Source organism: Microcoleus sp. AR_TQ3_B6, assembly GCF_036702785.1.
Lineage (GTDB): Bacteria > Cyanobacteriota > Cyanobacteriia > Cyanobacteriales > Microcoleaceae > Microcoleus.
On sequence record NZ_JAUBVJ010000113.1, the window covers coordinates 1 to 21,979 of the forward strand.

At 46.5% G+C, this 21,979-nt stretch carries 15 protein-coding genes and 1 other RNA gene; 3 read left to right on the forward strand and 13 right to left on the reverse strand.

Features of this window, described 5'->3' with window-relative positions; translation table 11 throughout:
- Window positions 1-427: 427 nt before the first annotated feature.
- Together QUB56_RS32750 and QUB56_RS32755 are read right to left on the reverse strand one after the other, a co-directional pair.
- Entirely contained in the window at window positions 428-781 is a 354-nt protein-coding gene (locus QUB56_RS32750; protein ID WP_332960528.1) for a cryptochrome/photolyase family protein, read from the reverse strand.
- Between the two features lie 96 nt (window positions 782-877).
- On the reverse strand, window positions 878-1,540 hold the full coding sequence (locus tag QUB56_RS32755) for a class I SAM-dependent methyltransferase (protein ID WP_332960529.1): 663 nt from the start codon (window positions 1,538-1,540) through the stop codon (window positions 878-880).
- Between the two features lie 682 nt (window positions 1,541-2,222).
- On the opposite strand from QUB56_RS32755, the gene QUB56_RS32760 reads away from it, so the two are divergent.
- On the forward strand, window positions 2,223-4,313 hold the full coding sequence (locus QUB56_RS32760; RefSeq protein WP_332960530.1) for an ATP-binding protein: 2,091 nt from the start codon (window positions 2,223-2,225) through the stop codon (window positions 4,311-4,313).
- Window positions 4,314-4,348: 35 nt separating this feature from the next.
- On the opposite strand, the gene QUB56_RS32765 is transcribed toward QUB56_RS32760, so the two are convergent.
- The 6 genes from QUB56_RS32765 to QUB56_RS32790 form a co-directional block, all read right to left on the reverse strand.
- Window positions 4,349-5,503 carry a Gfo/Idh/MocA family oxidoreductase gene (locus QUB56_RS32765; RefSeq protein WP_332960531.1) on the reverse strand — a complete coding sequence of 385 codons (1,155 nt, stop codon included), beginning with the start codon at window positions 5,501-5,503 and terminating at the stop codon, window positions 4,349-4,351.
- Window positions 5,504-5,951: 448 nt separating this feature from the next.
- Window positions 5,952-6,680: a ribonuclease III gene (gene rnc / locus QUB56_RS32770; RefSeq protein ID WP_332960532.1), complete on the reverse strand. Its 729-nt coding sequence runs from the start codon at window positions 6,678-6,680 to the stop codon at window positions 5,952-5,954.
- Between the two features lie 351 nt (window positions 6,681-7,031).
- Window positions 7,032-7,465, reverse strand: an RNA gene (gene rnpB / locus QUB56_RS32775) — RNase P RNA component class A.
- A 326-nt stretch (window positions 7,466-7,791) separates the two neighbouring features.
- Complete coding sequence (corA, locus tag QUB56_RS32780) at window positions 7,792-8,970, reverse strand: magnesium/cobalt transporter CorA (protein WP_332960533.1); 1,179 nt, start codon at window positions 8,968-8,970, stop codon at window positions 7,792-7,794.
- 76 nt (window positions 8,971-9,046) lie between these two features.
- Window positions 9,047-13,282, reverse strand: coding sequence for a PAS domain S-box protein (locus QUB56_RS32785; RefSeq protein ID WP_332960534.1), 4,236 nt, complete (start codon window positions 13,280-13,282; stop codon window positions 9,047-9,049).
- 469 nt (window positions 13,283-13,751) lie between these two features.
- Window positions 13,752-14,120 (reverse strand): hypothetical protein, encoded by a 369-nt coding sequence (locus QUB56_RS32790; RefSeq protein ID WP_332960535.1) that lies wholly within the window; start codon window positions 14,118-14,120, stop codon window positions 13,752-13,754.
- Between the two features lie 35 nt (window positions 14,121-14,155).
- Between QUB56_RS32790 and hemG the strand changes: the two genes are divergently transcribed.
- On the forward strand, window positions 14,156-15,616 hold the full coding sequence (gene hemG, locus QUB56_RS32795; RefSeq protein WP_332960536.1) for a protoporphyrinogen oxidase: 1,461 nt from the start codon (window positions 14,156-14,158) through the stop codon (window positions 15,614-15,616).
- Between the two features lie 115 nt (window positions 15,617-15,731).
- Here the strand turns inward: hemG and QUB56_RS32800 are convergent, their stop codons facing one another.
- The 5 genes from QUB56_RS32800 to QUB56_RS32820 form a co-directional block, all read right to left on the reverse strand.
- The gene (locus QUB56_RS32800) at window positions 15,732-16,427 is read right to left on the reverse strand and encodes a response regulator transcription factor (protein WP_332960537.1); all 696 of its coding nucleotides are present in this window, start codon (window positions 16,425-16,427) and stop codon (window positions 15,732-15,734) included.
- 105 nt (window positions 16,428-16,532) lie between these two features.
- A complete protein-coding gene (locus QUB56_RS32805; protein WP_332960538.1) occupies window positions 16,533-18,800 on the reverse strand; it encodes a tetratricopeptide repeat protein in 2,268 nt (755 codons plus the stop codon).
- 432 nt (window positions 18,801-19,232) lie between these two features.
- Complete coding sequence (psb34, locus tag QUB56_RS32810; RefSeq protein ID WP_106333461.1) at window positions 19,233-19,400, reverse strand: photosystem II assembly protein Psb34; 168 nt, start codon at window positions 19,398-19,400, stop codon at window positions 19,233-19,235.
- Window positions 19,401-19,469: 69 nt separating this feature from the next.
- Window positions 19,470-20,501: a thiazole synthase gene (locus tag QUB56_RS32815; RefSeq protein WP_332960539.1), complete on the reverse strand. Its 1,032-nt coding sequence runs from the start codon at window positions 20,499-20,501 to the stop codon at window positions 19,470-19,472.
- A 239-nt stretch (window positions 20,502-20,740) separates the two neighbouring features.
- The gene (locus tag QUB56_RS32820; protein WP_332960540.1) at window positions 20,741-20,995 is read right to left on the reverse strand and encodes a hypothetical protein; all 255 of its coding nucleotides are present in this window, start codon (window positions 20,993-20,995) and stop codon (window positions 20,741-20,743) included.
- Between the two features lie 208 nt (window positions 20,996-21,203).
- On the opposite strand from QUB56_RS32820, the gene QUB56_RS32825 reads away from it, so the two are divergent.
- Window positions 21,204-21,743 carry a Crp/Fnr family transcriptional regulator gene (locus QUB56_RS32825; RefSeq protein WP_332960541.1) on the forward strand — a complete coding sequence of 180 codons (540 nt, stop codon included), beginning with the start codon at window positions 21,204-21,206 and terminating at the stop codon, window positions 21,741-21,743.
- The last annotated feature ends 236 nt before the right edge of the window (window positions 21,744-21,979 follow it).

Sequence of the window (21,979 nt, forward strand, 5' to 3'; positions counted from 1 at the left end):
GAGAGCTGTCATTCTTGAGTGCATTCAATTTACACTAATGCACCTTTTTTGTCTGTCTTAGTCTCAACTCCAGTTGTTAGTGACATTTTCATAATTTGTTATTCCTGATTTGTGGATATTATCTTAACATTTGAGCAGCGGTAAGTACGGAAGAACCGGAAAGATAGAGATTTAACTTGTGCGATAACTTCTTGAGTTATGGTGTCCTGTTCAAATCAGAGAGGTTTCGGTGTATTCAGTTTTCCTTTGGGTGGCTGACGATTTTATTTGTCAAAATTAAACTGGTCTCAGACAGGTTTATTGCCATCCATTAAAACTTGGAAAACCTGGCGGCTGGCTCGAGAGAAGTCGTCCATTAACAAACGTTTGCGACTTGACGGCTAATCTTTGAATTCTGTTTCTGTCCAGAGGAATTGATTGTTGGGAATTAGGGTTGTTTCGCAGGGGCATTGCAAGTTTTGAACGAGGTGTAAAAAGGTCGATGGTTCGGAGCCATCACCCGCACTTCGGTGATATTGTAAGCTTGTATCCAAGCTTTGAGAGGTGCTTCAAAGTCCCCCGATGTTGTGTAAGTGACTTGGCAGCCCCCGCCGCGCAATTCTTCAGCGAAGTGTACGGCAGACCAAATTAATACTAATTTTTGTCGGTGGTAGCGAGGCTGTTGAACGTGCTGGCAAGATTCAATTAAAATTAGGGGTAGGGAAGATTTATCATCTGTGCGGTTGACAGCAGCTTGGTTCTGCCAAACTCGATCGCCTAATATCCAAACCCCAACAGTCATTTTACTTTTTTTACCATGAAACTTATCTTTTACTTTTTCTGAGGGCGGGTTGTCTATTCAGAAAAATGAATGGGTTGAAAACTACAACCTCAAAACTCATAATTTTTCCGCTTCTGGGGAGAACGTACTACAGCATAACATTGATTTCCAAAGATAGGGACACCGACCAGCAAATTTAAATCTTATGTCGGTGTATCCTTCAGATGTTAATAACTTGGTCAGCGTGTCTACTGAAAAAAATTTAATGTGACCGTTATCCCAAAGTACGGTAAAATGTTGATCTAGTTTGCCAAAAACAGCTAACGCCAGGTTTTTTAAATACCCGTGATAGGGTGTGGAAATAATTAGTTTTCCTCCCGGCTTGAGGCATTTTTTTGCTGTTTTTGCTAGTTCTTTAGGATAAAGCAAGTGTTCGATTACTTCAATGGCTAAGACAACATCAAATGAGTGCAGCAGCTCGGTACCGGGGAGGTCGTAAATATCTGCTTGGATAAACTGACACTCGGGGAAACTTTGACGGGAGATGGCAATTCCGGGTGCAGAAGTGTCAACGCCGACAACTTCGCAGCCGTGATCGGCGATGACGTGACTGAGGCTGCCATTGCCACAGCCGAGATCCAAAACTCTGAGTTTTGTCTGGCTGGCCTCCTGAAGTGTCGCCAGCATTTCTAAAAGGGGAGATACCAAATAAGCGTGATGATATCTGGGACGGTTGTTTGTGTAATAATACGTATAATTATTGCTAAAGTTTTTTTTCATCGATTAAGCTATGGAGATTATTGCCGAGACCGCCAAATTACGGAGCGTGGGTGCACTGTTTGGGCCAATGTTCGCCACCTTAGGGTGGTCAGAGTCGATTTGCTGCTCGATCATCTCATTCTTTGTGTTTGACAGGTGAAGTAGTGTGGTCACCGAATCAATCGGATGGTCAAAAGAAATCTTTCACAGGGTGCAAAATCTCGAATCGCCCATTCCATCCGCCATCTCTGGTCTATCTCAAGAAGGCATTCGGAAAGAAAAAGTCCGATAGAGCAAGAATTCTCTCCGTACACTAGCGGGAGACCAAACTTTTTGCCTCTTAACTTCGGCCGAGTGCATCTATGCGATTCTAGCTTCAAACAACTGTGGTATGTCCACCCGAGGCTTTTTTGCAGCCTGAAAAATTGGCTCCTGGGCGATCGGGTGCCAGTCGCTCCCAGAATAGAGGCTGGAAGTGTGACCGAAATCACAGGCCTTGGCCGGCACCAATTGCTTAGCATCTTTAAGCCCACACACTTAGAATCGAGATTACTACAGTGGCTTCTATAATTGTGTTTAAATCTTGTTGTGAAGCTGTGTTGTCCCGTCAGCAGAGCACCCTAGACAGATTCACGCTTTCGGTCTGGTTTATTTCACTTTAATAGTCGCTGTTGGGTGTTGCACCTTAATTTAGATATTTCTTATGGTTAATTTAGGTCAATCCTCCTTTCGCCGTATTTTACTGTCGCGGATTTTATTGCTCAGCGTACCTGTTCTACTGGTGGGGGAGTATGTCACCTATCGCAAGGCACGCTCGACGCTTCTGGAAACTGCTCGTCAAAACTTGACAGAAAGTGCAGTCAGAAAAGCAGAAACTATTGAACAGTGGGCGAAATCGCTGAAGTCGAATCTGATCGGGGCTTCGGAAAGCTCGATGTTGCAGTCTGTAGATCCGAAGGATTATCAAAAGTTTATTGCGCAATTAGGGCAGCGGTTGCCAGCGCAGGTTGATTGCTTGCAATTGACTAATTTACAGACAAATCAAGTGATAGCAAGCACTTGCGGGCAGCAGCCGATTCAGTCGCTGCCCGCAAAATTTTGGCCGCCAGTACAGCAGCAGCAAACGCTGCTGGATGACAAGAGCGTTTACATCAGTCTGTCGTTGCCTCACCAGCGACAGGGGAAAGCAAACGACCAAAACGTGGCTTTGGCTGCTGAGGATTTTCCAGGTGCGGGTAAAGAAGGCAGCGAAAGGCAAGCGAGTTTGGTGTTGAGCGCTCCTGTTTACATTCGTCAGGGCAACAGCCTGCAGTTGAGTTATGCTTTGAGTTTGCAGTCAGCCCTGCCTGTGCAAACCAGCGCTCCTAAGGGGTCTCTAGCCGGCTATACGGTGGCGATCGACCAAGATGGGACGATTTTGGCGCACCCGAATATCAACCGCGTGGGCCGGAATATCGACGCCGAGGCAGATGCCGATCGACTAAAAAGTATTGTCAGAAGGGCGATCGCCGGCGGACAAGCTTTTCTCCACCTATTTTCCTTTGAAAGAAATGGTGTAGAGTTGCTAGCAGGGTACGCTGCTATCCCGAGTCCTTTAACTAAACAAGAGAACAGCAAGTGGATTATTTTAGCTGTTTCTCGTTTAGATTACGCTCTGTCAGGTTTGGAAGAAATTCAGCAAGTTTTATTTAATTTAATTGTCGGTTTGGTTGCTGCTAGTATCATCGCGACTTTATATCTGTCTCGCGACTTGGCGCGTCCTTTGGAAAAACTGAGAGACTACGCGCTGAATGTAGATACAGAAGCGCCGCCGGCCGTGCCGCAAAATTTCAAAATTAGGGAATTCAATCAGCTATCAGAAGCACTAAACAGCATGGTGGAGGGCCTCAGATCCAGGGCAAAAGCATTGGAAATCAAAACCAAGGAAGCGGAAGTCAAAACCAAGGAAGCGCAAGTCGCAACCGAGGAAGCGCAAGTTGCCAATCGGTTAAAAGATGAATTTTTGGGCAATATTTCTCACGAATTGAGAACGCCGCTCAACGGGATTATTGGTTTAATTCAACTGGTGCGGGACGACTTCTGCGATAGCCGAGATGAAGAAATGGAATATTTACAGCAGGCTCACGACTCGTCAAAGAAATTGCTAAATATTATTGATGATATTTTGGATATTGCTAAAATAGAAGCCGGCATTTTCGCCATAGACTTCAAAGTAGTTGATATTACCCAGGTACTTCAAGAAGCGATTGATTCGCAAACACTTAAAATCGAGGAAAAAGGTTTGAAGTTAAGTTGGCTTAAACCAGACGATAAGATTATTGTTCGTGCCGATCCGGAGAAGCTAAAACAGGTGTTTGTACACGTTTTGAGCAATGCGGTTAAGTTTACAAAGTCTGGCAGCATTAGTATATCTGTGCGGCTAGAATCGAGGAAGAAATCTGCTAGTTTAAACGGCAGTGCGGAAAGTACGACTGGCCAGGGCGGTCAAAGGGATTGGGTGGTGGTGACAATTAAAGATACGGGAAAGGGTATCGCTCCAGAGCAGCAGCAGAAATTGTTTCAACCTTTTGTGATGGTTGATGGTTCTAGAACTCGCACTGAAGGCGGTAACGGTTTGGGCTTGGCTATCTCCCTAAGGATAATGGAATCTATGAGCGGAAGCGTTACCCTCGACAGCGCGGGTGAGAATCAAGGTACTGCGGTGATGATTTCTTTGCCAGTCTATCACCAGTCAAGTTTTTATTTTGACAGCCATGACTTGGTAACGGAAAATGGAAATGTCAAAAGTTTATGAGTGCTTTTCTCAATCTAAAATCTAAAACCTAAAATCTAAAATGGTATGAGGGGCTGTCCGCCGAGTTCGAGGGATTTGCTCAAAGTGCTCAGAATCCGGATTAATTCGACGGAGGCGCAGCCGGAAGAGGTAGGACAGGGGGTATTAGTTTGCACGCAGTTGAGGAAGCGATCGCACACTCGCTGCAGCGGTTCTGCCGATTCTAAATTCAACACTTCGCGGTGTCTGAGGCTCAGGGGCTGTGGGGCGATCGCACTTTGAAAAGAGTTATTCTGTTCCCCCCCGCAATCTGAAGTGCCGCGCTGCACAATCAGGGGAGTTTCTGGCGACATTTCATCAAAAATCAAGGTTCCTAAACTGCCAACAACTGTTAAGCGCCTTTGTTTGTCGGGATTTAGCCAGCACAGGTGAATAAATGCTTGAAATCCGTCGGGATAGGTGAGCGTTACCAAAACTAAATCTGCTAGTCCTTCTGCAGGATTAACAGTCAGCAGTGAAGGAGCAAATTGATTTTCTATTTTTGTGGCTGCTTCTTTATTTATTCTTTCTTCCTTGTTTAGACGGACATCGGACGACTTCCATCGGACTTCTTCCTTCGGAAATACAGTGCCCGTTGCCCTTACTAGAATTGGCGTTTGTTGCAGCCAAGTATTGAAAATAGCGATATCGTGAACTGCCAAGTCCCAAAGAGCATCAACGTCGTGCCGCACCGGTTCAAAATGGGTGCGCTGGGCGTAACCGTAGCGCAATTTTCCGAGTTGATGCTGTTGAATAATTCTTTGGCCTCGATCGACTGCTGGATGAAATAGATAAGTGTGGTCAACGAAGAGTTGCCGCTGCTGTTTTTCTGCTAATTGACAGAGTTCTATTGCTTCAGTGAGGTTGAGGGCGAGGGGTTTTTCTGCTAAGACATGGTAGCCTTGTTGCAGGGCTGCTGCTGCGAGGGTGTAGTGTGTGGAAGCTGGAGTGGCGATCGCCACAGCTTCCAGTCCCGGCAATGCTTGCACTTGAGACCAATCGGCAGCTAGAATCACCGAGGCATCGAGATTAAACTGTTTTTGGACGGCCACCAATGAATCTCGATTCGGGTCTACGACCGCTAAAACTTGACTGTTGGGATGGTTGAGAAAGTTGCGAATTAGGTTAACTCCCCAGCGGCCCGCACCCAATACAGCTATTCCGATTTTCATTGATTATAATTTCAAAAATCGCACATAAATTATAGCATATTTTGTGATTATTATCTATGTTTTCACTCACAAACACTGTTGACTTTTGGCAGTAGTTGTTGGTTATTGGTTATTGGTAAGCTGTTACGCATTTAAACTTTATATTCTAGCAACCGAGGACGCTTGCACTACCCGGGATTCACGATTACCCAACAACCTATTTAGATGCTTAACAGCTTAGCAGCTAACAAATAACCAATAAATGATCGCACCAGTCAACAGTCAATCGATTTGAGATTTGAGATTTTAGATTTTAGATTGAACTGGTTCCGAGGTCGAGCCTATACAGCGATATAAGCGAGGAAGAGCCTCAATTGCGGAGGAAAATTCGAGGCACAGCCTCCTTTCTCTGTGTTATCAGGTAGAGCCTGGAAGTCAAACAACACAGTCAACTCTGACCAGTCAACAGTCAACTCTCAACAGTCAACTGACTACCAACTAATTTATTGAAAGCTGCCTGAGCTGCTGCTTGTTCGGCCGCTTTGATCGATCGACCTTTTCCATCTGCTACCAACTTTCCCTGAATGAGAACTTCTGCGGTAAAACGAGCCTCTGGGTCCTGCACTGTCCCGGTTTCTTGCACGCTATACTTGGGCAAAGTTTTGTATTTGCCTTGAGTCAACTCTTGGAGAGCAGCTTTGTAGTTTTGGCGGGCTGGATCGCTGCGGATTTGGGCCGCTAGGCGTTGAAAGTGAGAATCCAGCCAAGGGCGAATTAATTCTAAGGTCTGGGTGCTCAAATAAAGCGCAGCCAGTACCGCTTCCAAAGCATCGGCCAGCCGGGGTTCAGCGCCTGTTTTGTCCGAGGCGGCGCTGGTGGAAACAATTAAATATCGATCGAACCCGTAACTTTCAGCGATTTTAGCAAGAGTGCGATCGCTCACCAAGATCGATCGAATAGCAGCAAATTCCCCCACTGTACAGTCGGGATAAATCTCAAACAACAATTCCGACGCCGCCAGCCGCACAACTGCATCCCCGACAAACTCTAGTTGCTCGTAATTTGCTTTAGCTGACGCGCTCGCATGAGTCAAAGCTAAATCGAGGAGATGCCATTTTATCGAAGCATCCTTCAGAAGTCCCAATTTTTGAATTAATGTTTCAAGTTGCTTTTGGCGACCCGGATAAATCAGATTCATACTGCAGAAAAAAGAAGGAAGAAGGAAGAAGGAAGAAGCAATCGACCGCATCGGGAAAGTACAATTAAAAACATCCTCACCATCAGGGCAGTTGCTATATTAATAAAAAGCTTTGCCTTGAAAAAATAAAGATTTCTTATGGTGCTTGTGGTCAGATCTGTCAAGGTGGTGAAGAAGTGCCTCCAACGCTGGAAATGTCGGCTTCGGGCGATCGATAAATCTTCTTCATTTTATAGACTCTTAGCAATAAATAACATCTCAAGAATAAAGCTCAACGGTTACGATGACGCCAAGAGGTTGACTCCACCTTGACAGGTCTGGCTATAAGCACCTTACCCAAAATTGAGGGGGGGAAAAAGTCGGACATAAGCCGGGTTCTGTTCTCTCAACTGCAAGCAGCTTTCGAGGGCAGTTATCTATCTGGGACGCCTGTTACCAGACGCCTCAAGCGGTACCAAACAACGGAACCGGTAAAAAACCAACCATAGTCCCTCCGACCTTGCTCCCAACTGGGGTTTACCTAGCCAGCACCTCTCGATGCTGCTGGTGCGCTCTTACCGCACCTTTGCACCCTTACCCCCTTACACTTTGCGATTTTCGATGCTCGATTTTTGATGCTATCTCAAATCTCTTTTCTCAAATCTCAAATCGGGGGGCGGTATCTTTCTGTGGCACTATCCTCACGATCGCTCGCACTGGGCGTTACCCAGCAAGTTTGGTTTTTCGGGAGCCCGGACTTTCCTCAGACCAGCTTTCGCTAATCCGCAACCGCCTGCGCCTACTTTTTCCCCAGATTTATTGTACGCGATCGTTCGTCAATCAATTTGGGATTTGAGATTTACGATTTTAACTTGTCGCGCACTTAATTTTGACATTTGTGTTTATTCAAACTCTTGTGCAGTGTACCCGAAAGCCCGCCAAACCATTAAATTTCAATGCAACTCAGCTTAAATTCTCTCACGGATGAATCGGGAGGATTAAAAATTTGGGGTTTATGATGCAAGGATTTATGACACGGCTTCAACTAGGGGCAGGCAACCTTTTTACCTAACAGGCTTTTGAATTCTTCAATCCTCAATCCAAAATCTCAAATCTCAAATCTTAAATTTGGTTACTTCACGGAGTCATCTTTGACAGTAGAAAAGTTTTCAAACCAGCCGCGCCGCCAGAAAAAGTAAACTAAAGCCGAGGCTATCGCTACCATCAGCGCCCAACAAAGCGGATAGCCAAAATACCAATTCAGTTCCGGCATATTCCAAGGAGATTTCTCTGTATTGAAATTCATCCCGTATACTCCTGCCACAAAAGTTAGAGGAATAAAGATACTAGAAATCACTGTCAGCAGTTTCATAATTTCATTCATTTTATTGCCAACCGATGACAGATAAACATCCATTAAACCCGAAGACAACTCTCGATAGGTTTCCACCATATCCATCACCTGCACCGTGTGATCGTAACAGTCGCGCAGGTAAATTCGCACCTCGGGACTAATCAAATCACTGCTATCTCGAATCAAAACATTAATTGCATCCCGCTGAGGCCAAATTGCGCGGCGCAGCGTCAGCAATTCTCGCCGGATTTTATAGATTTTTTCCAGGGTTCTGCGGGTGGGGTTCACCACCACTTCATCCTCTAGTTCTTCTATGCGCTCTCCGTAAACTTCTAATACAGGGAAAAATCCATCTACGATCGAATCTAACAGAGTATAAGCCAGATAATCTGCTCCGTGCTTGCGAATAGTTCCTTGTCCTTTACGAATGCGCTCGCGCACGGGACTAAAACAATCATAGTCGGGTTCTTCCTGAACAGTTAACAGGTAATGCTTGCCCAAAATAAAACTTACTTGTTCTTTATGAAAAGTATCTGATTCTGGATGCAGCATCACCATCCAAGCAATGATTAAAATGTGTTCTTCATAATCTACAACTTTCGGTCGCTGCGGAACATTAACTACATCTTCCTGAGCCATTACGTGCAAATTAAATACTTCGGCCATTTGCCGCCAAGTTTCTTTGTTTCCCAATCCCAACACATCAACCCAAGAAACCGATGCTGTATCTAAATACGCAGCAGCTTCTTGAGGATTTGCCAAGTGGGCGCGAGTAGCTGCTGTGTCGCAATAGTCAATTAATACAATCTCCGGAGGCGGCGCATCCGGTTCTAAGTCGAGAGTTCCCGGCAGCGCCCCCGGATCATCATAAAAATAGTCAACGTAGGAATCATCATCATAATCATCTTTAATCGGTTTGGCAACTGCGCTAGAAGTATTTATGCCTTTGTATACCATGTTGATATTCCTGACGTTCAGTATCTTTAATTAGGTTATCATTTTTATCCTACAACTACCCATTACCCATTACCCATTACCTCTGCCGAATTGGAATCTCGATCGCGAATTCCGTTCCCCCTCCGGCCGCGTCCTTGCAGCGCAGTGTGCCCCCGTGTCTTTCCACCACAATCTGATAGGAGATAGACAGTCCTAAACCAGTACCTTTGCCCACTGGTTTAGTAGTAAAAAACGGGTCAAATATCCGAGATCTAACAGACTCTGCCATTCCCGACCCGTTATCTGAAATTGCTATCACAACCCGAGTGTTGTCCAAAACCTCCGTGCGAATGCTAATCCCAGGCAATGGGTCGTCACTTAAAGGTAAAGTCGGAAAATCTTGCTGTTGGACATCCGAAGAACTCGCCAATTCTAACTTCCTCTTCCTGACATCTGCTAAAGCATCAATAGCATTATTTAAAATATTCATAAACACTTGATTTAACTGTCCGACGTAGCACTGTACTAGGGGCAGTTTCCCATATTGTTTAACTATTTCAATCTGGCGGTTTCTGCCATTTTCTTTAAGTCTGTGCTGCAAAATTAACAGAGCACTGTCTATTCCTTCGTGGATATCAACACGCTTAATATCTGATTCTTCCAGGCGGGAGAAGTTGCGCAAAGACAGAACTATTTGGCGAATCCGATCGGCTCCGGTTTGAATTGAAGTCAGCAAATTTTGGAAATCCTCTTTCATAAACTCGAACTCTATTTGCTCCGCAAACTCCGCGATAACAGCAACAGGTTTCGGGTAATATGCTTGGTACAAACTGCACAGTTCCAGCAAGTTTTTGGCATACTCGCTAGCGTAAGTGATATTACCGTAGATAAAACTGACAGGATTATTAATTTCGTGAGCTATTCCCGCGACTAGCTGTCCCAAACCAGACATTTTTTCCGCGTGAATTAGTTGAGCTTGAGTCGTTCCTAATTGTTTTAATGTTTGCTCTAGCTGGCGATTTTTATATTTTAATTGAGATTCGGCTTGTTTGCGCTGGGTAATATTACGGGCGATAGCGATCGCTTGATTCGAGTTAAAAGGCAGCAATCTCGCTTCATAAGTTTCTTCTCCTGTCGGCAGGGTTAGCGAATACTCGATATTAATTGGAGTTCGGTTTTCTGAAACTTCAATCATTGCCAGCACGAATTTGCAGGCGGCGGCCTTCGGCAATATATCGGTCATTCGTTTGCCCACCAAATACTCTGGACTCAGGTACAAATCCGATGAATTTCCTGACAAGTAATCCAAAATTGTGCCGTCTGCATTGATTCGGAAATACAAATCGGGCAAGGCCTGAAAAACAGCTTCCAACTCGGAAGTTTTTTGGCGCAATGCTTCTTCGGCGCAGTAGCGATCGCTAATATCAAAAATCACCCCGTCCAAACACCAAACGTTCCCATCTGCGTCGAACACAGGAGAACCTTTATCCCACACCCATTTAACCGTGCCGTCTGCTGCTAGCAAGCGGTATTCCAAGCTATAAGACTGTTTGTTTTCTATTCCTTGCCGAATAGTTGCTTCTACTTTTGTCAAATCTTCCGGGTAAATAATGCTAGCAAAAGTCCGGCATTCGTTGTCCAAAAGCGAAATAAAATCCGCAGCAGGGTAGCCTGTTAGTACCTCAACGGCATCGCTAATAAAAATTGTCGAAAAATCGCACTTCCAGCGATAAACTACTCCGGGAATATTAGCTACCAAAGACCGAAATCTTGATTCACTTCTACGCAAAGCTGTTTCCGCTTCATGTCGTTCTGTAATATCGTGAGAGAAAGCTAGCACTGCAAATACATTACCTTCAGCGTCGCGCAGAGGAACTTTTTGGGTATCAAAAATATGTACTGAGCCGTCAGCAAAAGTTGCCGGCTCGCAGGGATTGTGGATGATTTCGCCTGCCAGTACAGCAGTGTCGTCTGCACGGAAGCCTCGGATATTTTTGGCGAAATTGCCAAATACTAGCTCTTCTGAAAATCCTAATTCTAAATCGTTTTTACCAATTATTTGATCGACGGTTTTACCGATTGCTTGAGCGAAACTCTTGTTTGCCAAAATATAGCTAAAGTTTTTGTCTTTTGCCAAAATCCAGTCGCTGGTTTTGTCTATTACCGTGCGCAGCAGTTGTTCGGAACGTTCGGTTTTTTCCAAAGCTACTTGCAGTTCTAGTTCCAAACACTTGCGAGCAGTAATGTTTTCAAAAGCAACACCGACGCAGTTGTTGGGTAATGGAAAAGCTTTAATAGAAAAAGCGCGAGTTATTCGACCGCCTTCATCGCAGTCAATATCTTCAAGTTCTACTGCTTTCTGACTGAGAATTACCGAAGCAAATGCTTGGGGAATGTTTTTCGATCGCAGGCGGGGAAAAATCTCGTCGATTGTCATGCCCAAAACGTCGGCCATTTCTAATCCGGTAAATAGAGTAGCAGCGGGATTCGAGGCGATCGCCCTGAGGGTGCTGTCATCGTCTATATTTTCTAAATGGTAGACGTACAAACCAATTTGCATATTCTCGAAAATTTGGTCGTAGAGGCGCACGCTTTCGTCTACCTGCCTGCGTTCGGTAATATCTTCAGTAATCCCCAAAACGTACTGAGGACGGCCTGCAGCGTCGAGAATTGGCACTTTGCGGGTGTGCAGTATTCTCATACCTTTGTGGCGAGTTTGGATCGGCTCTTCGGCTATGTCTTTAACAGTAAGTTGGTTGCGATCGGCGGTCAATATTTCCCTGTCTTGAGCGGTGAAAACATCAGCTTGTTCTTTGGGGTAAATATCGTAGTCATTTTTGCCGAGCGCCTCTTGACTGGTAACACCTGCTATCGTTTCCCCCGCTTTATTCCACAGCACAAATTTCAGCGAAGAAGCATCTTTAGCAAAAACTCCCACGGGTAGATTTTCTACTACGGAATTGAGAAACCCTTTAGCTGATTTTAATTCAGCTTCTGCACGCTTGCGTTCGATGCCTAAAGCTATGACATCGGCAACGGATGCTAAAGTTTCCTGAAAGGGTGCTGTCAGCGGCTGGCGGCTGATAATTACCATGACTCCGACTACCCGTTCTTCGACTATCAAAGGGTAGCCTGCGAAGGTGAGAATTTGCTTGGGAATTGGGCACTTGCCCGGCTTTTGAGTGGTGTCGATCGTTGCTGCGGAGGAACTGTCTGCGGCTGTTGCTATCGGGGATTCTTCCTCTGGGAATCCAAAATTATTCAGTTCAAATCCGCAGTCAAATTCAGGTTTTTGCTGTTTGGCGATCGACCTAACCTTACTTTCAATAAAGCTAGCCCGCTCGTCTGTGCGGCTGTAGATTCCCGAGGCTGCTTCCAATTGGCAAACATTCTCTTGAGAGTTGAAAGTCCAAATTTCAGCAGAGGCGACATCGAGATTCTGTACCATTGCCTCGCAGCAGGGAAGCAGGATATCTTGAGGGTGTTTGGTGAGGGCAATACCGACATCGGCTACCATTGCTGTGAGGCGAGAAGCTTGGGCTTTTTCTGCTTCCAACCGTTTGCGATCGGTGATATCTTCCACCAAAGAAAGCACGGTAAAAGTGTCACCGCTGCGAATAATCGAGTTGAACCAGCGGCACCAAATTATCTGTCCGCTTTTAGTTTGATTTTGGTTAATTGAAGTATTGCCGTTGCCGGTGGCCAGTTCCAGCTCGATCGCCCTTACAGCCTCTCTATCTTCCTCGCAAACCCAAGCCAAATCGCCGAACTGCTTGCCCATCATATCATCGGATGTCCAGCCAAAGATTTCCTCGGCGCGTTTCGACCACTCAACGATCCGAAAGTCTTCATCCCAACCTATCATTGCCAGGGGACTGTTAGCTGCATTCAACCACAGTAAATCATTCGATCGGCGCAACTGTTGAGTTTTCTGCTGCTGCCAGCGGTAGTGCCTGGTGATATCTCTACCGACGCCCAAAACCCGCATCTGGTTGCTAGAGGCATCCACCGCTGGCGTGTAAGCTGTTTCGTAAATTTTAATCCCGCCGTTTGTCGCCGTCACCTCATGAATTGCCAGCTTTGTTTCCCCGGTTATAAATACTTGTTGCAGGCAGGAATCAATCTGCGAGATTATATTTTTGAGATCAGCATTATTGGGATATAATTTCAATAATTCCTGATTAGTTTTGTTGACTATTTCAGCAGGCTCCAACCCCATCCAAGCAGCAGCAATAGGATTGATTGATAGGTACTTTTGCTGTCGATCGCACTCTAGGAAAGCATCAACAGAGTTAGAAAAAAAAGACTGAAACGAGTTGATAACTTCCTGCATGGGTATTTTTTCATGAGAAAAGCTTAGTAGTGTGGAAACCTCGTGTCTTTAGAACGGGCGAGGACATACGCATCCGGCAGTTTTAACCGCCTTGAATATTGATTATTGCTACACGGGAGCTACTCGATCGCTGGGTACTTTTGTGATCTACTTTCTCTGCTGGCAATTACCCTTTTAAACATTTCACCCGCGATCGCACAGCAGCTTGGGCTTACACCCATATTTTTGATAACATAATCAGTTAAGACGATAGCTGGTCAACTATCTCTTTTGATTAGGGCATGAAGCCCCATCTCTGAGCGAGCGGGGTGCTGACTTGCAACTTAAGCTCTAAAATTTTCCTAAAGTTAGTTTAACCCACTCAAATCTTTTTGCACACTTTACTGCTGAGTTTCCGGATGCAATTTTCGGCACAGTTACCTATAATACAAAAATTTAAAGAAATAGTATTTTGGCGAATATAGCTTAATTAGAGCAGATACTCTTGTTTTAAACCAGACGCAGCGGTTACAAAAGGGAGATGGGCAGAAGTCCGAGGGGGAGACGGTTCGAGGTTCATCGACAACCTTGGAGACAAATGCTTGAGAAATGCCCGACAGCTTACCAATTCCCAATTCCCGGTTCCCGATTGCCGGTTCCCGATTGCCGATTCCCGATTGCCGATTCCCGATTGCCGGTTCCCGATTGCCGGTTCCCGATTGCCGATTCCCGATTGACGATTGCCGATTGACGGTTGCCGATTCCCGGTTCCCAATTCCCGATTCCCGGTTCCCAATTCGGTAATCCGAAAGCGGTTTTGCAGTACGGTTCGCAAAGAACGCAAGCGGTGCAAAGCCATGTAACATAAAGATTGCGATATTTTTAATATGTAATATGGAACTATTAGATACCTTGATTGTGGGTGCGGGTATTAGCGGTTTGAGTTTGGCGCACGCACTTGAGGCGGAAGCAACGAGTGCATCCCCGCTAAAGATTTTAGTCGCTGAGAGTCAGGGACGTGTGGGCGGGAATATCACAACTAGGACAGCGGGGGGGTTTCTCTGGGAGGAGGGCCCGAACAGTTTTTCGCCGACGCCGGAATTGATGAAGTTGGCTGTGGATGTGGGATTGAAGCAGGAGTTGATTTTGGCCGATCGCAAATTGCCTCGTTTTGTGTATTGGCAAGGGAAGCTGCAACCGGTGCCGATGACTCCACCGGCGATGATTCAGTCTCAGTTGCTGAGTTTTCCGGGGAAACTGCGGGCGTTGTTTGGGGCTTTGGGGTTTGTCCCGCCGGCAATGGGTGATCGACTTTCGCAGCAGGGTGACGAGGAAACTGTTTCTCAATTTTTCCGCCGTCATCTGGGGCAGGAAGTGATGCAGCGGTTGGTGGAACCTTTTGTTTCTGGGGTTTATGCTGGCGATCCCCAACAACTTAGCGCGGCTGCGGCTTTCGGCCGGGTAACAAAGATGGCTGATGTGGGTGGCGGGCTGGTGGGGGGGGCGCTGCTTTCTGCTAGGAATAGACCGAAGAAAATGCCTGCAGACCCGAATGTTCCCTCTACTAGGCCGGGGGAGTTAGGCTCGTTCAAACAGGGGTTGAAGGCTCTGCCAGAGGCGATCGCTGCTCAATTGGCCGATCGAGTGAAACTCAACTGGCATCTAACCCGCCTCCAGCGTACACAACGCGAAACTTACATTGCTGAATTCTCCACGCCCGATGGGCCCCAACAAGTTGAGGCGCGCACCGTGGTTTTGACAACGCCGGCTTACGTTACAGCGGATTTGTTGCAGCCTCTTCAACCGTTGGTTAGCAGCGCTTTACAAGCTTTTTCTTATCCTACGGTTGCCTGCGTTGTATTGGCATATCCGGTGTCGGATTTAAAGGGCAAATTAGTAGGTTTTGGAAATTTAATTCCGAGGGGGCAGGGAATTCGCACTCTGGGCACGATTTGGACATCGAGTTTATTTGCCGATCGCGCGCCTGCGGGGTGGCAAACTCTCAGCAATTACATCGGCGGGGCTACTGATTCGGAAATTGGCAATCTCGACTCGGAACAAATCGTGCGGGAGGTACACCGAGATTTGTCTCGGATTTTGCTGAAGCCCTCGGCGGCCGAGCCGAAAGTTTTGGCGGTGCATGTGTGGAAGCGGGCAATTCCTCAGTACAATTTGGGGCATTTCGATCGCCTGCAACAAATTGATGGGGGCTTAAAATCCTTGCCTGGGGTGTTTTTGTGCAGCAACTACGTTGGGGGCGTGGCTTTGGGAGATTGCGTGCGCAGGGGTTTTGAGCGTGCGCCTCAAGTGCGCGAGTATTTGCAGAACAAGCAATCAGATTCTCGATCGATCTGAATTATGGGGTGGCGAGGGCGGGTTTACAAAAATCGAGTATGTAAATCAGAGATATTGGTAAACCCACCCCTATACAGCCTTCTGCCTTGTGTTCCGGCCCGCGTGCCGGCGAATGCTACGAGGTTGTTGGCTCAAACTTGTAACCCACTCCCCGGACGGTTTGAATCATCGATATTTGAGTGCTATCTGGTTCAATTTTGCGGCGAATTTGACCGATATGGACATCCACCACGCGATCGGAGCCTACATACTCGTAGTCCCACACTTCATGCAGCAATTCCGCTCGCCTCCAAACGCGACCGGGTTTGCTGGCCAAACAGTACAGCAGGTCGAATTCTAAAGCAGTCAAAGGAACTATCTGACTGCCGAGAAGTACCTCGCGGCGAACCGGATCTATTAGTAGCTCTCCAAAGGTAAGACTTTGTTGTTGGGTGGGAGTAACAATCCGCTTGCGTTTCAAAATTGCTGCCACCCGAGCTCCAATCTCTACAAGACTAAAAGGTTTAGTAATGTAGTCGTCAGCACCTTCGGCAAACCCTTTCATTTTGTCAGCTTCATCGGTTCGGCTGGTCAGCATCAACACAAACACGCCCGTGCGTCTTTGCATCTCTTGACATAGTTTGTAGCCAGTAGTATCGGGTAAATTTACATCTAGAACTACTAAGTCAGGATTGAGTTGCTCAAATAATTGCAGACCAGTCTGACCGTCCTGGCCAGACTCAACTTGATAACCTTGCTGGCTCAAAAAACGGTGAATTAAATTTCGGATTGCCGGGTCGTCATCAACCACAAGGATTTTTACAGGGGCCATGACCACAAGTTTGTTTGAATAATTAGGCAAGAATATTCAGCCATAATAATAGAAAACTGGATACATATCTCTAAAAAATTGAGCTTTTAATACTTATAGCCATATTTATAGCCTGCGCAAGATTTCAGGCAATAAATCTCCTGGAACTTTGGATAAGGCTAAATTTTGGCCTGGCAGCCCACATTCACTATAGAAAGCTCTAATCGTTTTGACAATATAGCTCAATGCTGTTTGCCGGGAATCAGCAGCTTGGGAGTGGGCCGGGGCTTGCAGGTGGAGTTTATCCCCATATGTTAACCCTTTGTCCTTGAGATGCTGTCCCCATTCGGCGCACACTTGCAACTGGTGGTGCAGTGCTGCTTCTAGATGGCTTGTCTGTGCGGCTTTGTTGAGGGCGAAATCAGGCTCTGTGGCTAGTTGATAGTGGGCGAGTCCGAGATTGTTGCGGGCGGCCAAGGTGTCAAAGGTGAGTTGGGTTCGATCGAGCTCTCCGGCGATATCCAGGGCGGATTCGTAGGCGGTAATCGCCTGCTGCAATGATTCCGTCCGCGCCTGTTTCTGCTGGAACTGGTTCGCCAAATGCCAATAAGCGGTACCGAGATTATTGTAGGTGGCGGCGGCGGCGGCGGGTACTAATTCTCGGGTGCGGTATTTTAATGCTTCCCGGTAGGCCTCAATCGCCGTGACTAGCAGGGCTTCTGAGGGCTCGTGCTGGGCGAGGTTCCAGTAGGCGGTACCGAGGTTGTTTTGCACTCCGGCATAGTTGAGGGGTTCTCGTTTGGGACTGTAGCAGGAGAGGGCTTGGGTGTAAGCTGCGATCGCGCTTTTGAGGTAGACTTTCGGCTCACCTTCTTGGGCTAAATTCCAGTATGCTGTCGCCAAATTATTCTGAGCTGCAGCGTACTGCTGGGGTTCTGCGGCGGGGTCTAGATCCAGCAGCGCTTGTTGGTAAGCTGCAACTGCTTGCTGCAAGTTCTCTGTCTTATCTCGATAGCGGGCTAAATCTGCCGAGGCGATTCCCAAATTTTTGTTTAATCTAACGCGGGTTTGGGGTGCGCTCTCGGCATCTGTTCGCCTCAAACCTTCTTTGTAGAGGGCGATGCTGCGTTCAAGACACGATAGCGGATCTGAGGCGTTATGCTGCGTGCGATCGCGCGACAGCATCCAGTAGAAAGTGCCGAGATCGTTGAGCAAATCAGAAATTGGCGGTAGGCTGTTGGACTCCTGGGCGTACTGAGTTAAATTTTGTGTCAATTGGGCAATCAGCCGGGCGCATTCGTCGGTTGGTGGTTGATTTTGCTGTGAGTTGGCGTCAAGTTCGAGGTACGCAATCACTTGTTCGATCGCGCGAATGGCAATTGTCAGGTTTTGTTCTGAAGCGTCTCCGTCCAGAATGCGATCGCGGTAGTAATTCCCCAAACTTTGATAAGCCAAAGCCAATGCTTCGCAACAGCACTGATGTTCTTGCAGCAGTTCGATGTATTGCAGGGTTTGCAGCGGCAGAAAATTCTCCTCGGATGCGGAATTATTTTCTGCTTCCAACTCAAAAGAGGCCGCCGATAGCACCAAATCTGCCAGTTCGACGGATTTAGAATCTGGCGCTGGGGATTGTTCCTCGCCAATTGCCGATTTTTCCTCGCCAATTGCCGATTTTTCCTCGCCAATTGCCGATTTTTCCTCAGGAATTGCGGATTGTTCCTCGCCAATTGCGGATTGTTCCTCGGGAGTTCGGGATTGTTCAGACAGAAAAGATATTACAAGTTTGTCGCCCGAGTCTCCGTTGTCGGGCAAGTTTCTCAAGTCTTTGGAGTGCCCGAAGTCTCTATAAGCTGGAGTTGGTTCGCCTTCAAACTCAAATACTCCGGTTCGCCAGTGCCAAAATTCCGGGGCCGAGTGCTCGATCGAACTCAGCCAAGGGCGCGACACCCACAGCAACAGAGTAGACTCGCACATTTGCAGGTTTGCTTCGATGTCCCTCAAATAGCTCAGGAACGACCACTGCACGGCTGCTGAGTGCCTGGTCAGGTGTTCTGCCCCGATAATTTGGAATCCCGGCAAACGGCTGTAGCTGCCCCTGTTTTGTGGCGGTGGATGTTGGATCAGCCACGCGGCGATCGAGCCCCAAGGATTTGGATCGCTCAAGTCGAGTTCCAAACTGACAAATCGGGGGTAGTAGATCGGGGAGCGAGGATCGGAGGAAGCGCTCTCGGTGGCTAATTCTGTCTGCAGGCGGGCTGCCAGACAGTCCCGCAAGCACAAGTCGTCGCAGGCGGCGATAAAAATTTGACGGCGTAGATTGAGGTCGATCGCCTGTTTCAAGCGTTGGTATATCAGCTTGTTCGAGCTAGAAACTTTTGGGGAAGGAATAGACATCAGGGTCAGCCGATTTTAGATTTTAGATTTTAGATTTTGGATTTTAGATTTTGGATTTTAGATTTTGGATTGTAGAGTTGAAAGTTGAAATCTCGATCGCTCATAACTGGCAACTTGCGCCCCGAAGGCAGTGAATCGCACTGGTGAAGACCTTCATGATTGTAGATTTTCAATTGGCAATTTTATGTTGGTGACGAACCAGTCTGATTAATTGCAACCCAAATCCCTGAACCCAACAGCAGGGAGGAAAAACACCAATTTCTGCTTGTCTTATTTAGCTTTCGGGCTCGCTCGGCACCCTTCAGGACTGTCGCAACTACCTGAATAGTATTGAAACACAAAAACCATGTTTCCTTGGGAAAGGAAAACATGGTTTCTCGAAGGATTATTTAAAATTGCGATTTGAAGCAGCTTTGAGTCTCAGGCCAGTTTTCAGACGGAGGCAGCCACGTACACCAAACCGGCGACTAACATGGCTGCTGCAATACCCATGATGATGTAGTTGCGTTGCTGATTTTTGTTGGGAGGTACGGCTTCATACACCTTCGGCTCTTTAGCAAAGTTGTTCAGGCGTCCATCGTCATCTTTGATGTAAGGCATCAGTCACAATCCTTAATATTTTTGATGTTTACAACTCTACCAAAAAAGCGCCCAGGAAAATTCAGGAATTTATTTGGATGTGACAGTGCCTGTTTGCGGAGAAGAGGCGATCGCGTAATCTTTGATCGGCATTCTGCCTGCTAAGTACGCCATCCGCCCCGCTTCTGCTGCCATTCCCATTGCTTTTGCCATTGCCGGGGAATTTTGGGCATTGGCGATCGCCGAATTAATCAACAGTGCATCGGCTCCCATTTCCATTGCTCGGGCCGCTTCGCTGGGAGTTCCGATACCCGCATCGACTACCACAGGAACTTTCACCGTGTCAATAATTATTTGAATGTTGGCGGCATTGTTGATCCCTTGTCCTGAACCGATGGGCGAACCTAAAGGCATGACAGTCACACAACCGACTTCTTCTAGGCGTTTTGCCAGCAACGGATCGGCATTGATGTAGGGCAAAACGGCAAAACCTTCTTTGACTAATTGTTCTGCAGCTTCCAAAGTGCCGATCGGATCTGGCAGCAAATATTTAGCATCGGGAATCACTTCTAATTTGACAAAATTATTGTCTTCTTGCCCTAAAAGTTTCGCCATTTCCCGCCCCAAACGAGCTACTCTAATCGCCTCATCCGCAGTTTGACAACCGGCAGTATTTGGCAGCATCCAGATTTTAGTCCAATCGAGAGCCTCTGCCAATCCTTCATGACCGGGAGCATTTGTTTGCACTCGTCGCACAGCCACGGTAACAATTTCGCACCTGCTAGCGTTGACACTTTGCTGCATTTCTGCGATGCTGCGATATTTTCCCGTCCCCGTCATCAAGCGAGAATGAAAAGTTTTGCCGGCAATAACCAGAGGTTTATCGAAATATGGAGTGGCTGTATCTAGTGGATAGCCAAAAATGCTGTACTCCAGTGCCTCTTCCCAGTGTATCCTTCCACCCATCATCTCTTCAAGCTGCTTACCTTCTTCTATGGTTAGATCGTCGCGGGTAACAGCATATAAAATTTGCCCAATTGTCATCAATTTGGCATCTCGCGACATATTACTTTTTAATCCGCTTTTTATAACTTCTTCAAACTCCTTAAAAACGTCTTCCATTTTCCCGTGCCTCCCTAGTTATTTTTTGAACTTCTTCGCTGTTGAATACTAATATAATGGTTTCCATCAGTTGCATTTCGTCCCTATAAAAAGCTTTTCTGATGCCGTCGTTTATCTTTCAAAACTCGTAAGTCTCTCGAGTGACATGAATAATCGCGACAGTCGCACCTTGACTTTTTGCCCTGCTGATTCCTTCTTGAACTCGATATCTGATGTTTTGAGTCTGTTTTGTTAACTCCTTAAATTCGCTTTCTCTGACTGTCTATCTCAGCGTCTGGTGTTCTCACACTCTCTGCCGCTTTCTCGCTCAACATTCTAACTCTCTTTCCCATTGTAGCCAAAACTTCAGCAAGAAAGATTTCCGAATTATTAAGATTGTGTTGTGGGTGAATTAGCACAAATCCCCCAGCTATCTCATCAAAATAATATCGCTGATATTCTGGTTCTGCATTTTCGTAGATGGCTCTGCTTGTCTCAATATATTCAGAATTCACCGTTATTATACTCTCAATATACTCCTATCGGGTAGAGTTAAATGTATGAAAGCAACTGTTGAGCAACTGGCTAAAATTGGAATATTTGCCAGCTTAAACCAAACTGAATTAGAGCGATTGCAAGAACACACCGGAATTCGCACTTACCGACAGGGAGAAGTTGTGATGTATGAGGGCGATCGCATCCCCGAAAAATTATACACCATGATTGAGCGGTTCTCTGCGGGTTGCAAAAACAGCGGCGGCGGGCAAAGAAACAATTCTGGGCACTTTATTTCAGGGAGATATTTTTGCCGCACCTGCTTTGCTAGGCAACGGCATTGCCCCCGCAACTGTGACCGCAGAAACTGAGGTGCAAGTTCTTACCACAGAACGGGAATTTTTGCTAGCAGCTATTCGGGAAAATCCTGAGATTGCTTTGCGAATATTAGCGGTTTTCAACCAGCGGTTGCAGCAACTGCACGAGACTGTGCACGGTTTGGTGTCGGAAAGGGCGATCGTGCGGCTGGTCCGATTTATTCATTACTTTGCCGTCGAGCAAGGTACGAAGATTGCGGATAATAGTGTATGTTTAGAAAAACGTTTTCCCTACTATCAAATTGCTCGCAGCCTTGGAATTACCGACGAAGAATGCGTGCGGTTATTTAAGAAACTCAAGCCATTTATATCCTACAGTCTAGGCGGTAAAATTATGGTATTGGATTGGGAAAATTTAGAGGATCTCGCCTCGGGAGAAGAAATAGACTAAATGTTAAAATCCCAATTGTTGTAGTGGCGGGTTTCACAAACAATATTTGACTGCAACTCACTATCTATACAAGCCCGCCCCCACAATCTGTGAATCGGGGCGGGTTTATGAGATTATTGATTTTAGGCAATTAGGGTTGGTAAAACCCGCCCCTACAGCAATATTTATACCAATTTTCAAAAATCATGCAACAGTAGCTAGGGCTGACAAAATGTAATCCCATCCAGTTATAGATG